At 44.4% G+C, this 14,342-nt stretch carries 9 protein-coding genes; 3 read left to right on the top strand and 6 right to left on the bottom strand.

Annotation, left to right across the window (positions count from 1 at the left end):
• Positions 1–10: 10 nt before the first annotated feature.
• The 6 genes from lpdA to ampD all read right to left on the bottom strand — a co-directional run bounded on the left by lpdA (position 11) and on the right by ampD (position 8,805).
• A complete protein-coding gene (gene lpdA, locus L2729_RS01240) occupies positions 11–1,441 on the bottom strand; it encodes a dihydrolipoyl dehydrogenase (protein WP_248986599.1) in 1,431 nt (476 codons plus the stop codon).
• A gap of 160 nt (positions 1,442–1,601) precedes the next feature.
• Positions 1,602–3,539: a pyruvate dehydrogenase complex dihydrolipoyllysine-residue acetyltransferase gene (gene aceF, locus L2729_RS01235; RefSeq protein WP_248986598.1), complete on the bottom strand. Its 1,938-nt coding sequence runs from the start codon at positions 3,537–3,539 to the stop codon at positions 1,602–1,604.
• A gap of 12 nt (positions 3,540–3,551) precedes the next feature.
• Positions 3,552–6,218: a pyruvate dehydrogenase (acetyl-transferring), homodimeric type gene (gene aceE, locus L2729_RS01230; protein WP_248986597.1), complete on the bottom strand. Its 2,667-nt coding sequence runs from the start codon at positions 6,216–6,218 to the stop codon at positions 3,552–3,554.
• A gap of 69 nt (positions 6,219–6,287) precedes the next feature.
• Entirely contained in the window at positions 6,288–7,040 is a 753-nt protein-coding gene (gene pdhR, locus L2729_RS01225) for a pyruvate dehydrogenase complex transcriptional repressor PdhR (RefSeq protein WP_248986596.1), read from the bottom strand.
• 321 nt (positions 7,041–7,361) lie between these two features.
• Positions 7,362–8,213, bottom strand: coding sequence for a beta-lactamase regulator AmpE (ampE, locus tag L2729_RS01220; RefSeq protein WP_248986595.1), 852 nt, complete (start codon positions 8,211–8,213; stop codon positions 7,362–7,364).
• Between the two features lie 49 nt (positions 8,214–8,262).
• The gene (ampD, locus tag L2729_RS01215) at positions 8,263–8,805 is read right to left on the bottom strand and encodes a 1,6-anhydro-N-acetylmuramyl-L-alanine amidase AmpD (RefSeq protein ID WP_248986594.1); all 543 of its coding nucleotides are present in this window, start codon (positions 8,803–8,805) and stop codon (positions 8,263–8,265) included.
• A gap of 512 nt (positions 8,806–9,317) precedes the next feature.
• Between ampD and nadC the strand changes: the two genes are divergently transcribed.
• The 3 genes from nadC to pilB all read left to right on the top strand — a co-directional run bounded on the left by nadC (position 9,318) and on the right by pilB (position 14,273).
• Positions 9,318–10,202, top strand: coding sequence for a carboxylating nicotinate-nucleotide diphosphorylase (gene nadC, locus L2729_RS01210; RefSeq protein ID WP_248986593.1), 885 nt, complete (start codon positions 9,318–9,320; stop codon positions 10,200–10,202).
• A 1,826-nt stretch (positions 10,203–12,028) separates the two neighbouring features.
• Positions 12,029–12,505: a prepilin-type N-terminal cleavage/methylation domain-containing protein gene (locus tag L2729_RS21600; RefSeq protein WP_283104082.1), complete on the top strand. Its 477-nt coding sequence runs from the start codon at positions 12,029–12,031 to the stop codon at positions 12,503–12,505.
• A gap of 61 nt (positions 12,506–12,566) precedes the next feature.
• A complete protein-coding gene (gene pilB / locus L2729_RS01200; RefSeq protein ID WP_248986592.1) occupies positions 12,567–14,273 on the top strand; it encodes a type IV-A pilus assembly ATPase PilB in 1,707 nt (568 codons plus the stop codon).
• The last annotated feature ends 69 nt before the right edge of the window (positions 14,274–14,342 follow it).

Raw genomic sequence — 14,342 nt, 5'->3', positions numbered from 1 at the left:
TAGAAAAAGCTTACTTTTTCTTTTTTGCCTTAGGGTTAGGCAAGTCAGTAATTGAACCTTCATACATTTCTGCAGCAAGACCCACTGATTCGTGCAATGTTGGATGAGCATGAATCGTTAACGCTAAGTCTTCAGCATCACAACCCATTTCAATTGCTAGGCCTATTTCACCGAGCAATTCACCGCCATTAACACCCACAATAGCACCACCGATAACACGATGAGTCTCTTTGTCGAAGATTAATTTAGTCATGCCTTCGCTTGCATCTGATGCGATTGCACGGCCACTTGCAGCCCAAGGGAAAGTCGCAGTTTCATAAGCAACACCTTGCTCTTTTGCTTCTTTCTCAGTTAGACCAACCCAAGCGACTTCTGGGTCTGTATAGGCAATTGAAGGGATAACTTTAGGGTCAAAGAAGTGCTTAAGACCTGAAATAACTTCAGCAGCAACATGCCCTTCATGCACACCTTTGTGTGCCAACATTGGTTGACCAACAATGTCACCAATGGCGAAGATGTTAGGGACGTTAGTACGCATCTGCTTATCAACGTTAATGAAACCACGCTCATCAACATTAACGCCAGCTTTCTCTGCGTCTAGCCCTTTACCGTTTGGAGAACGGCCAATAGCAACAAGTACTGCATCATAACGAACAGGTTCGCTAGGTGCTTTCTTGCCTTCCATTGTAACGTAGATACCGTCTTCTTTTGCTTCAACCGCAGTCACTTTAGTTTGCAAGATTAAGTTGAATTTCTTCTTAATTTGCTTAGTGAATACGCGTACAACGTCTTTATCTGCAGCAGGGATCACTTGGTCAAACATCTCAACCACGTCGATTTCGCTTCCTAGAGATGAGTAAACGGTACCCATTTCTAGACCAATGATACCGCCGCCCATAACTAGCAACTTAGCAGGAACTTCTTTAAGCTCAAGCGCGTCAGTAGAATCCCAAATGCGTGGGTCTTCATGTGGAATAAATGGCAGTTTAATCGGACGTGAACCCGCAGCAATGATCGCATTGTCAAAGTTAATAACTGTAACCGTGCCATCTTCCGCAGTCACTTCCATTGTATTTGGGCCAGTGAACTTACCTAGACCATTAACAACATCAACTTTACGCATTTTAGACATTCCGCCTAATCCGCCAGTAAGCTGACCAATAACTTTATCTTTAAAACCACGAAGCTTATCAAGATCAATCTTTGGCTCACCAAAAACGACACCGTGATCAGCAACAGCTTTAGCTTCTTCAATCACTTTAGAAACATGAAGCAGTGCTTTAGATGGGATACAACCAACGTTTAAACAAACGCCACCCAATGTGCTGAAGCGTTCAACGATGACAGTATCTAGGCCGAGATCCGCAGCACGGAATGCCGATGAATAGCCCGCAGGGCCTGCGCCTAGTACAACTACCTGAGTTTTGATTTCGTTACTCATGTTTTCCTCTATTCTTTTTATGTCGTTGGCGGAAAAACCGTCCAAACTGCAAAATCTAGCCAGATCTTGTAAGGTGGCCGCATTTTAACCTTTGTTTGATACTGATCACAATCCTAGTCGTAATAGAAAAAAGGCTGCTCATCATGAGCAGCCTTCAACTTTACAAAATAAGCGTGCGAATATCACTGAGGACGGTTGAAAGCATGACGCTGAATCGCGCAGCCATCGCACCATCAATAACTCGGTGATCGTAAGACAATGACAACGGCAACATTAACTTAGGTTCAAAGTCTTTACCGTTCCACTTCGGCTTAATTTCAGATTTAGACACACCTAAAATGGCCACGTCAGGGTAGTTAACGATAGGCGTAAATGCCGTACCACCAATGCCACCAAGACTTGAAATAGTGAAACAGCTACCTTGCATATCAGCAGACTTAAGTTTGCCGTCACGCGCACGGAGTGAGATGTCCATCAGCTCACGTGAAAGTTCAACAATGCCTTTCTTATCGACATCACGCACCACTGGTACCATAAGACCGTTCGGCGTATCAACAGCAACACCAATATGGAAGTACTTCTTCTTAATCAATGACTCGCCATCGGCACTTAAGCTTGAGTTAAATACAGGGAACTCAGCTAGTGCTTTAGCAACCGCTTTCATCATGAAGACTAAAGGCGTGATCTTATAATCCGCTTTCTTCTTCGCAGCAATCGCGTTTTGATCTTTACGGAATGCTTCCATTTCAGTGATATCGGCTTCATCAAACTGCGTCACATGGGGAATCGTCACCCAGTTACGATGCAAATTAGGACCAGATATTTTCTGAATACGACTTAACGGCACTTCTTCAACTTCGCCAAACTTAGCGAAATCAACTTTAGGTGCAGCAATCACGTTTAATCCGCCAGCGCCACCCGCTACAGCAGTAGCAGCCGATGCTTTAGGACGACTGAGTTCATACTTGATGAACGCTTGAACGTCTTCTTTCAGAATACGACCTTTACGACCCGTACCAGTCACCTGAGTTAAGTCAGCACCAAATTCACGTGCTAAACGGCGCACTGCAGGTGATGCATGCACAGCACCTGTTTTAGGTTGACTACCCGCGCTTGGATGATGCGGAACGGGTGGCTTGCTTGCTGCAGGAGCTAGCGCTGCCACTGGAGTCGGAGCACTTGCTACAGGAGCTGGAGCTGCGGCAACTGGCGCGGCAGAAACCGCTTCAATGGTCGCAATCACGCTACCTTGAGATACCTTGTCACCGATTTTAACCGTCAAACCAACCAGTTTACCGGCAACAGGTGCAGGCACTTCCATGGTCGCTTTGTCTGTCTCAAGGGTAATTAGACCTTGATCGAGTGTCACTTCATCGCCAATGGCAACCAGTACTTCAATCACGTCAACATCTGCAGCATCACCAATATCTGGTACTGCAATCTGTTGCACAGAGCTAACACCGACGGTCGCAGCGACAGGAGCCTCAACGGCTGGAGCCGATGCTAGCGGAGCGGCATCACCGACTTCTAGAGTCAGTACTAAAGAACCCATCGAGACCTTGTCACCCAAGGTCACTTTAAGTGCTTTAACGATACCCGCTGAAGGTGCAGGCACCTCCATGGTCGCTTTGTCTGTCTCTAAAGTAATCAAGCCAGTGTCAACATCAATCTTGTCACCAACAGCCACTAAGACTTCGATAATCTCAACATCGCTTGCATCACCGATATCTGGAACCATCACGTCAATAATTTTTGTACCACCAGCAACCGGAGCTGCAGGTGCTGCTACTGGAGCCGGAGCTTCAACTGCTGCAGCAACTGGCGCTGGAGCTGATGCTTCAACTGCGGGTGCTGCACTTGCTGCGGTAGACATCATCGCAATCAAAGTACCTTCTGATACGGTATCGCCTACTGCCACTTTAAGCTCGCTTAATACGCCAGCAAAAGGTGCTGGAATATCCATGGTCGCTTTGTCGCTTTCAACCGTGATAATTGATTCTTCTGCTGCGAGCGTATCGCCTACAGCAACACAGATTTCGATAATCTGAACGTCATCACCACCGATATCAGGAACCAAAACTTCTTTTAATTCAGCCATTTTGTTTCCCTCTTACGCGTACTGTGGGTTGATCTTGTCAACGTCGATACCATATTCTTTGATGGCTTTAGTCAGCACATCAACAGGTAGCTCGTTACGGTCAACAAGCGCTTTAAGTGAAGCAATAACGATAAACTTAGCATCAACTTCAAAATGATGACGTAGGTTCTCGCGGCTATCACTGCGGCCGAAACCGTCTGTACCCAGCACTTTGTAATCTGTTGGGATATAAGCGCGTAGCTGCTCACCGTAAATCTTCATGTAATCTGTGGCTACAATCGCCGGCGCATCGCTAGATAACACTTCAGTGATATAAGGCACTTTTGGTGTTTCAGTTGGATGCAGCATGTTGTAACGCTCTGCCGCTTGGCCATCACGTGTTAGCTCATTGAAGCTAGTCACACTGTATACGTCAGTAGATATGCCGAAGTCTTTCGAAAGCGCAACTGCCGCTTTACGCACTTGCTCTAGAATGGTGCCGCTACCCATTAACTGTACAGAGCCTTTACCGCTACCCTGTAGAGTTTCAAGTTTGTAGATACCTTTAACGATACCTTCCTCACTGCCTTCAGGCATTGCTGGCTGTTCGTAGTTTTCGTTCATCGTGGTTAGGTAGTAGAAAACATCTTCCTGCTCCTCACCATACATACGACGAATACCGTCTTGAACCACAACTGCAATTTCATAACCGTAGGTTGGATCATAAGAGATACAGCTTGGAATCGTATTAGCCAACACATGGCTGTGACCATCTTGATGCTGTAGACCTTCGCCGTTAAGCGTTGTACGACCCGATGTACCACCAATCATAAAGCCACGCGCACGCATATCACCTGCAGCCCAAGCCATGTCGCCAATACGTTGGAAACCAAACATTGAGTAGTAGATATAGAACGGGATCATTGGCGTGTCGTTAACAGAGTAACTTGTTGCCGCAGCGACCCAAGATGACATTGCACCTAGCTCGTTAATCCCTTCTTGCAGTACTTGACCGGTTTTATCTTCACGGTAGTACGCCACTTGATCTGAATCTTGTGGGATGTACTTTTGTCCTTCGTGAGCATAAATACCGACCTGGCGGAATAGACCTTCCATACCAAAGGTACGTGCTTCATCAGGGATAATTGGTACGATTTGCTTACCAATTTTCTTGTCTTTAAGCAGTGCAGTAAGAATACGCACAAACGCCATGGTGCTTGAGATCTCACGGCCGTTTGAGCCTTTAAGTACCGAATCAAAGATCTTCAATGATGGCACTTCAATCTCGCCTGAGAACTTCTGACGGCGTGAAGGAATAGCACCATGCAGTTCTGCGCGGCGCGCTTGAAGATATTGAACTTCTTCTGAATCAGCACCAGGATGATAGAAAGGAATATCTTCTAACTGATCATCATTAATTGGGATATTGAAACGATCGCGGAAGTATTTAAGGGATTCAAGGCCCATTTTCTTCACGTTATGCGCGATGTTTTTGCCTTCACCCGCATCACCCATACCGTAACCTTTAACGGTTTTAGCAAGGATAACGGTTGGACGGCCTTTAGTATTTTTAGCGTGCTGAAGCGCAGCAAAAATCTTCACTGGATCATGGCCACCACGGTTTAGACGCCAAATGTCATCATCTGACATGTTAGCCACCATTTCAGCAGTCTCTGGGTACTTACCAAAGAAGTGCTTACGCGTATAAGCGCCACCTTTAGCTTTACAGTTCTGGTATTCACCATCAACGGTTTCTTCCATCAACTGCAGTAACTTGCCGCTAGTATCACGGGCAAGTAGTGGATCCCAATAACGACCCCAAATCACTTTAACCGCTTCCCAGCCTGCGCCGCGGAATTCGCCTTCAAGTTCTTGGATGATCTTACCGTTACCACGCACAGGACCATCAAGGCGCTGTAGGTTACAGTTAACGATGAAGCAAAGGTTATCAAGTTCTTCACGTGCCGCAAGTCCGATAGCGCCTAATGTTTCAGGCTCATCACACTCACCATCACCTAAGAAGCAATATACCGTTTGCTCAGAGCAATCTTTAATACCACGGTCAGTCAGATACTTAAGGAAACGTGCCTGATAGATAGCTTGGATAGGACCCAAACCCATAGATACCGTAGGGAACTGCCAGTAGTCAGGCATTAACTTAGGGTGCGGGTAAGAAGGCAGACCTTTGCCGTCTACTTCCTGACGGAAGTTATTCATCTGATCTTCAGTGATGCGCCCTTCAAGAAAAGAACGTGAATAGATACCAGGAGCAATATGGCCTTGGAAGTAAACCAAATCGCCGCCGTCTTTTTCATTTGGACCACGGAAGAAGTGGTTAAAACAAACGTCATAAATGGTTGCACTAGAGGCAAAGCTTGAGATGTGACCACCCAGCTCCAGATCTTTCTTAGAACCACGTAGCACCATCGCCAACGCATTCCAACGGACGATAGCGCGAATACGGCGCTCCATCTCTTGGTTGCCTGGCATATGTGGCTCTTGGCCTGAAGGAATAGTGTTCAAGTAAGCGGTAGTCGCTTTATAAGGTAGATGAGTACCATTACGACGGGCTTTATCAATCAACTTTTCTAATAAGTAGTGCGCACGTTCAGGGCCTTCTTGCTCTAATACCGCTTGCAGTGAATCTACCCATTCTTGAGTTTCTAGTGGATCTAAATCGTGTAGCATATGTTCAGACATGACGCTGTCCTTCCCTATATACATTAATAATAATGAATTATATGAATAAAGTGGTGTTTGACTTAGTCCCTAAGCACCACTTTTTAAGCGGCGCAGACTACGCTGCAACCGGCTATCTTCTTCTCTTACAGACAACATCACTTCTTCAATGTAACTTAAGTGTTCATTGGAAGCTTCTCGGGCTGCTTCAGGATCACGACGCACGATAGCAGCGAGCAAAGCTCGTCTGTGATCGTTCGCCATAGTAGAGGCTTCTTCGCGTCGGCTTAAAAGCTCTAAGTTCTGTGCCACGTTTTTATGCAGCACAGGAGATAAACTTAATACAAGGTGTAGCATCGCCACGTTATGAGATGCTTCGGCAACAGCACGATAAAAACGTACAATTGAATCCGCTTGCGCTTCTATCTCTTCTGCCGCTTCCACTTCTAATATGCAGCGCTGGATATTTTGCATATCAGCGTCGTTACCACGAAGTGCAGCAAAATAAGCCATCATGCCTTCAGTGGCATGACGAAACTCCAGTAAGTCGTACTGACTTTCTGAATCAGAATGCATTAACTCAACGATGGGATCGGCAAGACTTTGCCATAACTGTTCTTTTACATAGGTACCGCCACCTTGGCGGCGCATCAACAAGCCTTTTGCTTCTAGCTTTTGAATCGCTTCACGCAAAGAGGGGCGTGAAACCTCAAACTGCAGCGCCAATTCACGTTCAGGTGGAAGCTTCTGCCCTGGCTGAATACTACCTTCCAGGATCATCTGTTCCAACTGACCCATGATGACGTCAGATATTTTTGGCTGGTTTATTTTGCTATAAGCCATATGGCCTCAGCTCCTATTGTAAATTGGTCTTACCAATTTCGTTAACTGAGCGCACTTTATCAAATCACACTTTATATGTCTAGTTAGTGATCTGCATCATATTCATGCGCGATGTGTGAGCATAGCTGATTTTTTTCAAGATGGGGTCAGACCAATGTTCCAATTAGCTGATTGTCGTTGAGCAACGCATCAAACCGTGGTTCATTAACGCCTCACGGAAACATCCGCAATGATATAAGGGTCCCGAATAAAAAGAGGGCTACTATTATATAGAAAGCCCTCTGATCCAGCATATTTTGGGGTTACGAGTTGCTACCGTATTTAACTCACAACACCAAAAATAGTCATCAGCGATAACACCGTAATAAGCAGTATGAAATTACGTTTACTGAGCTGTAAAAGTGCAATGGTCGATTGCACGCAAACGGGGGCAGAAGAGGACTCTGGCAGCGTTTCCGCTTTGGTAGCCACTTTGGTAATAATATCTCTGGCATCCGTCTTAGGGTTAAAGGCCAGACTAATCCAAGATGAAATAGCCAGTCTAAAGTGACCACTGAGTACATAACCAAATGCAAAGATACGACTTGGAAGCCAATCTAGAATAAATAACAGCGTATCAACCAAGGGTAATTCAAGATCGCGATTACGATTCTCTTCACTGTAAAAGCGCACCGTACAATACAGTACTGAACCCACCGGGCCGAGCAGAATAAGATACAAGGCAATGGCGCCGTAATAACGGTAGTTTATCCAAGCCACGCTCTGGCCGACACGTTCACCAAGATCTTGCTCACTGACGGACTCAAGACACTTACTCGAATCCAGCTCTGCTGCATAGTTAAAACAGGCCTGCGAATCGCCACGACAAGCCGCTTGAATATAGCGTTTAAACGCTTGTCTTTGCTGGTTATGACTAAAGCATAACACTGCAATTGCCACCCACAGCACTAAGCTAATCGCGCCCCAGAACATTCCGGATATAAACCAAGAGATGATGTTGATTGATAATGCAGGTAACAGCAGCGCCAATGCCATCATAAAGGTTGAGCGAACTTGTTTATCACCAAACAGGGTTTGATGGTATTTAGCCAAGATCACATCAAACTGCAAAGCGTCTGGTAACAAGCGCATGCGTTCAACAAAAATTGCGATTAATAATGAAAATAAAGCCATAGATTTTCCACCCTCGATTGCCTAACTTATAAAGTGTGACCATTTAGCGTCAAAGCAACCCTTTAAAACGCTGCCAATCAAAACTGTCACCGGGGTCAGTTTTCCGCCCGGGTGCAATATCGCTATGCCCGACAATGCTGTCAGGCGTTAAATTTGGATAATACTCAATAAGGCTGTGAGCTAGCTGTGCCAAACACACATATTGCTTATCGGTATAATCAATATCATCTGTGCCCTCGAGCTCAATGCCGATGGCAAAATCATTGCAGCCCGTCCGCCCATCATATTGAGACACACCAGCATGCCAAGCTCTGTCATCACACGACACATATTGCACTAGCTCGCCGTCACGCCGGATCAAAAAGTGCGCCGACACTTGCAGCCCGTTCAAATCAGTAAAATCACTCTGTGCACTTACATCTAAGCAGCCTTGAAAAAGCTGGTCGATATAAGGCAAACCAAAATGACCTGCTGGTAAGCTTATATTATGCACCACTAATAAGCTGACCTCATTTAGCGGCCGCGCGTTAAAATGTGGTGATAAACACAAGCGCGCCTGCGTAAACCAACCATCAATAAGAGAATAACGCAAAAACACCCCGATTAACCGACGTAGATAACCCACACTTTATCAGGTTTACCCCTATGAATATAGCCGATAACTTCATCGTAGCGGTCAATCTTTCGGGCTGTGTTTTGAGTTAATACATTCAGCTAAGCTGTTGTTAAAATTCAAAGCTTCAATATAAACCACCGAGGCTTATCCGCATCAATAATCACCACTCCGATCATCCCAAAGACAGCCCAATGTTAGCTGTTCTGCACTGCTAAAGTTGATGATTCTAGACCCGCTAAACAGCACTACCTTGCTAAAATAGCAAGCCAAACGGTCGTATAAAGCATTCATCAAACAACGGAGATGAAACTGGCACCATAAAACAACACCATGATAAAAGCGGACCCAATAAGCAGCATAAAAAAATATCCTCCTCTAAAACATTCAAACAATATTGCTAGGCTATATCACAAGGCTTTATGTTAAGATTACAGACATAAAAATACACCTATTCCATTGCTACATTTAGTCAGTAAGGACAGCCTAAGATGCTTGAAAATGACATCCGACTCTCAGTCAAAGCCGCACTAGACGAAGATTTAGGCCATCAAGATGCCCACTCCAATCTTTCTGCATCACAACGTTTCGATGCCGATATTACCGCTCAGCTCATCCCTGCAGACAAAATAGCCCAAGCCACGCTAATCACTCGTGAAGAGGGTGTTTTTTGTGGTAAAGCATGGGCCGAGCAAGTATTTAATCAACTCGGTGGTAATGTCGCCCTGCACTGGCATGTGGACGATGGCGATTTAGTGGTACCAAACCAACTATTATGTGAGCTAGAAGGGCCAGCACGCGCTATTTTGACCGGTGAGCGCACCGCGATGAACTTTATTCAAACACTTTCTGGTGTTGCCACATTAACCAAGCACTATGTGGACCGTCTATCGGGGACTCATACACACCTATTAGATACACGCAAAACGATTCCAGGGCTCAGAACCGCGCAAAAATATGCAGTCACTTGTGGTGGCGGTAAAAACCATCGTATTGGGTTGTTTGATGCGTTCTTAATTAAAGAAAACCACATCATGGCCTGTGGTAGCATCGCCTTAGCTATTACTGCTGCTCGAGCGTTACATGCTAACAAGCCGGTCGAAGTGGAAGTTGAGAGTATCAATGAGCTAACTCAAGCATTAGATGCAGAGTCAGATATCGTCATGCTCGATAATTTCGATGTCACCATGATGTTAGAAGCGGTAGAGCTCAATAATGATTACAAAGCCAAAGGAATGGGCGTAAAGCTTGAAGTCTCTGGCGATGTCACACTCAATACCATTAGCGACTTTGCCAAAACCGGGGTCGACTATATTTCCGTCGGGGCTCTCACCAAACACGTGCGCGCGTTGGATCTATCTTTAAGACTTAAATAGCGCTTACATGGCATTGATATAGTATTTATTGAGCACTGAATATAGAAAAGGTTTTAGCAACTCATCGCTGAGACCTTTTTTGCTTTCCCCCCAACCTCACTTTTATCTCGGCAGCTATCCTTAGCCCTATCTCGTCACGTGCCATGTCACTTTTCACTCGACTCAAGCAAGACTCAAGCAGTTAAGTGCAGCCCCTGAGTTAAAGCAGTATTTCATTTTTCAATTAAACAGCTCAATAAACACCCTAATCAAAAGAACAAATGAATAGACCAAAGCAGAACAGTATAGGACTGATTTTCTGATGACTAATTAATGTTCTAATGACCATTTTTTAATGACTATTCTCCGAATCACTAGTTATCTGATGAATAATTAAACAAAACTAACCTTGGGATAACAACGGCCCATTTAGCGCCATTATTAAACAATCGAAATCAGTTGCTGATGTAAAGTGACTACTTTAGGCAAGTATCAATATTGCTTAAATAATAAGCGCCTCATGATTAATTGTTTATTATTTGTGCTTTCGTCCCTACTCCAGCTAAGTGATAAAATATAGATCCGCTTTTAATAGCATCAGCAGCTATCAGCAACTAATAGTTGTCAGCGGCTCAATATCAAATTCGGCCGAGTGATATCTAGACTCACTAGTCACATCATATAGCCATGTATAGAAGATATTGTATTGATGGTATTGGGAGTATTGGGAGTATAAACAGTTGAACTTATTTGCGATTAGAAAACGCTGCTGAATTTACCCAGGTTGTTTTCACATACTTTTACCGCACTAAATGTTGCAAAAAGGTAAATAAAAAGATCGCTATCTTATATAAAAACAGCCCAATGTAAGAAAACTTATCGCGACTAAGTCCGCTATAAATAAGTCCGCTATATCGCAGTGTAAAATGCTGTATAAAACAGCAGTAGAGTATCAAAAAAAACCTGAGAATATTCACTTGCAGAGTTGATGTTAGATATCGAAAACTCGGCAACTATTGCAGTATTTAAGCCACAAGCAGGCCACCACAGCTTGAGCGACCACTAAATTACCTCAACCTATTTTACCCGCCGTAAAAATGACGTTTCGTCATAATTCGTCAATAACCCTACGACTGCCAATATACTGCTATAACTTTTTAGTACCAGAAACACAACTTCTAGATGAATTACCAATTATATTGCAACTTTGTTGTTATTACCTATTCCAATTCCATTAACTTTGTACTAACTTTGCCTATAGACAAGCTGACAGCTACAGCAGCTTGTTATTTATTTGCTATTGACTGCTATTGACTGCTATTGACTGCTATCGAGTACGATAAAACGAGCTTAAGTAATCTAGTCGATATCAACAAATGGACATAGCGCTTGAGTAGCATTTTAGGTTAAACAAAAGAGAGCCCCAAAATATCGCGCAGATACGTTGGGACTAACTTTTCCGACAACCTGAAAACTGACATAGATGAAGTCACCAAAAACGGCTTTATCCATGTAAAGCAGCTAAAAGAAAATGAGTAGGCTAAAAGTTCCAAATTAAAAGTTCGAAATAAAGAGTTCGAAGTACGATTTATAAGTAAAATGCTCAAAAAATGAGTGATAAGAATTAATAACAAGATAGACACTGACACCTTAGGTCGCGCTATCAGCCAACATCGGTATATAGGTCTTTATTAAAACCTCTACCACTGGCTCATAGCTTTGGATATTGCGACATGCTAGCGCAGGAGCATTAAGCAAGGTTGAAGCACTATTTAACTAAGTCGTGAAACTGTGCTCTTGTATATAGACACTAACACTGACTTAACTGATTTCTAATGGAGATAGACATGGGTACTATGATGAATAGAGCAATGATGAACAGAGCGATGAACAAATCAAAAATGAACAACGCTAAGGGTTTCACCCTAATTGAATTAATGATCGTAGTGGCGATTATCGGTATTTTGGCCGCAATTGCCTTGCCTGCTTATCAAGATTATATCGCTAAAGCTAATGCAACCAGTGCTGTTGCAGGTATGAGTGGCTCCAAAGTAAAATTGGCTGAACGTTATTCCGTTGAATCTCTTCTAAATTGTGCAAAAAGAGATGCTGCGGCAGCAGACCTTACAGCAGGTAAAGCTGCCGTTACTGCACTTCCTAAAATCGCATATTGCAAATCGGCTGGAACACTTACCAATGTTGTAGGCGGAGTAACTGCTGAACTGACCGGTGCGAAGGATGCAAATGGCGAGTTAGCTTGGACTTGCGCATTAACGGGTACAGGTGGTGCTGACGTAACAATTAAGAACTGTACAGCAAGCTAATATTGAACAGTAATAGTGAGGCTCTGTCCTCACTATTATTTAATAAGGAATAAAACCATCCATGCCTACAACAGGGGTTCACCTAGGCTTATCCACTCTCTTTATTCGCAAGCAACTACTGAGCGAAGAACAAATTGCATCGGCAATAACCGCATCTCGTAAAAATCAAACCTCGCTTGTGAGCAGCATCATCCAACAGCAACTAATATCGGCTAAAACCATTGCCGAGCTGTGTTATGAAGAGTATGGCACGCCGCTACTCGATCTCAATGAGTTTGATATCAGTGCGATCCCCGATGAATTTCTCAATAAAAAGCTGATAGAGAAACACAAGTGCTTGCCGCTGTTTAAACGTGGTAACCGCCTCTATATCGCCACTTCCGATCCGACTAACATTGCCGCGCTTGAGGACTTCCAATTCAGCGCAGGCCTGCACGCCGAAGCGATTTTGGTGGAAGATGACAAACTCACTAAAGCGCTAGAAACCGTTTTAGAAGAAGATATTACCGGGCTCGACTTAAGTGCAATAGATGAAGAAGCTCTTGCTGGCATTGAGGTGACTGACACCGACAAACGCGATGAAGAAACCGGCAACGGTAAAGATGATGCGCCGATTGTTATCTATATCAATAAAATTCTCACCGATGCCATTCGTAAAGGCGCCTCGGACTTGCATTTTGAGCCCTATGAGAAGCGTTATCGCATCCGTTTTCGCATCGATGGTATTTTAAAAGAGGTCTCTGAGCCGCCCGTCAACTTGTCAGGCCGTATATCGGCGCGTTTAAAAGTGATGTCAAAGCTTGATATTGCCGAGAGACGTGTGCCACAAGATGGCCGTATCAAGATGAAGATGTCGCGCACCAAGTCGATTGATTTTCGTGTCAGTACTCTGCCCACCATTTGGGGCGAAAAAATAGTAATGCGTATCTTGGACTCATCTTCGGCGCAATTGGGTATTGAAAAGCTCGGTTACGAAGATGACCAAAGATTGATGTATGAAGAGATGCTATCAAAGCCACAAGGGATGATACTGGTCACCGGCCCTACCGGGTCAGGTAAGACCGTCTCCCTGTATACCGGGCTTAATATTCTTAACACCGAAGAGCGTAATATATCTACCGTCGAAGATCCGGTAGAGATAAACCTTGAAGGCGTTAACCAAGTGCACATTAATTTAAAGGCCGGGCTCACTTTTGCCTCGGCGCTGCGCTCTTTTTTAAGACAAGATCCCGATGTGGTGATGGTCGGTGAAATTCGCGATCTAGAAACCGCCGAAATAGCCATTAAGGCGGCACAAACCGGGCACTTGGTATTATCGACCTTGCATACCAACTCTGCCGCTGAGACCTTAACCCGCCTGATCAACATGGGCGTGGCAGGTTATAACATTGCCAGTTCAGTTAACTTAATTATTGCCCAGCGCCTATCAAGACGATTATGCCCAGCCTGTAAAACACCCGAGATTATTCCCGATAATGAGCTGCTAAAGCTTGGCTTTAGCCAGCAACAGCTAGACGAGGGCATTACCCCGCACAAACCTGTCGGCTGTGAGCACTGCTCTGGCGGCTACAAGGGCCGAGTCGGTATTTATGAAGTGATGAAGATGTCCGATGAAATTGCCCGCACCATTATGGAAGGCGGTAACTCACTGCAAATTTTAAAACAAGCAAAATCACAAGGTATGCGCGATTTGCGCGATTCAGGCTTGTTAAAAGTGATTCAAGGCGTGACCAGTATTGCCGAGATCAACCGAGTCACCAGTTTCTAAGCTTTTATTGCTGAGCTTTTATTTCTAAGTGTTTATTTATAAACATTATTTTTTGAGATTCAATACAAG

The organism is Shewanella gelidimarina, from assembly GCF_023283945.1.
Taxonomy (GTDB): Bacteria; Pseudomonadota; Gammaproteobacteria; order Enterobacterales; family Shewanellaceae; genus Shewanella; species Shewanella gelidimarina.
The sequence above is the reverse complement of the archived record's forward strand: the minus strand, read 5'-3'. Positions and strand labels throughout refer to the sequence as shown.

Coding starts and splice junctions, on each gene's coding strand:
- pilB (WP_248986592.1), top strand. CDS start 12,567: ATGCCTACAACAGGGGTTCACCTAGGCTTATCCACTCTCTTTATTCGC.
- aceE (WP_248986597.1), bottom strand. CDS start 6,218: ATGTCTGAACATATGCTACACGATTTAGATCCACTAGAAACTCAAGAA.
- nadC (WP_248986593.1), top strand. CDS start 9,318: ATGCTTGAAAATGACATCCGACTCTCAGTCAAAGCCGCACTAGACGAA.
- lpdA (WP_248986599.1), bottom strand. CDS start 1,441: ATGAGTAACGAAATCAAAACTCAGGTAGTTGTACTAGGCGCAGGCCCT.
- aceF (WP_248986598.1), bottom strand. CDS start 3,539: ATGGCTGAATTAAAAGAAGTTTTGGTTCCTGATATCGGTGGTGATGAC.
- L2729_RS21600 (WP_283104082.1), top strand. CDS start 12,029: ATGGGTACTATGATGAATAGAGCAATGATGAACAGAGCGATGAACAAA.
- pdhR (WP_248986596.1), bottom strand. CDS start 7,040: ATGGCTTATAGCAAAATAAACCAGCCAAAAATATCTGACGTCATCATG.
- ampE (WP_248986595.1), bottom strand. CDS start 8,213: ATGGCTTTATTTTCATTATTAATCGCAATTTTTGTTGAACGCATGCGC.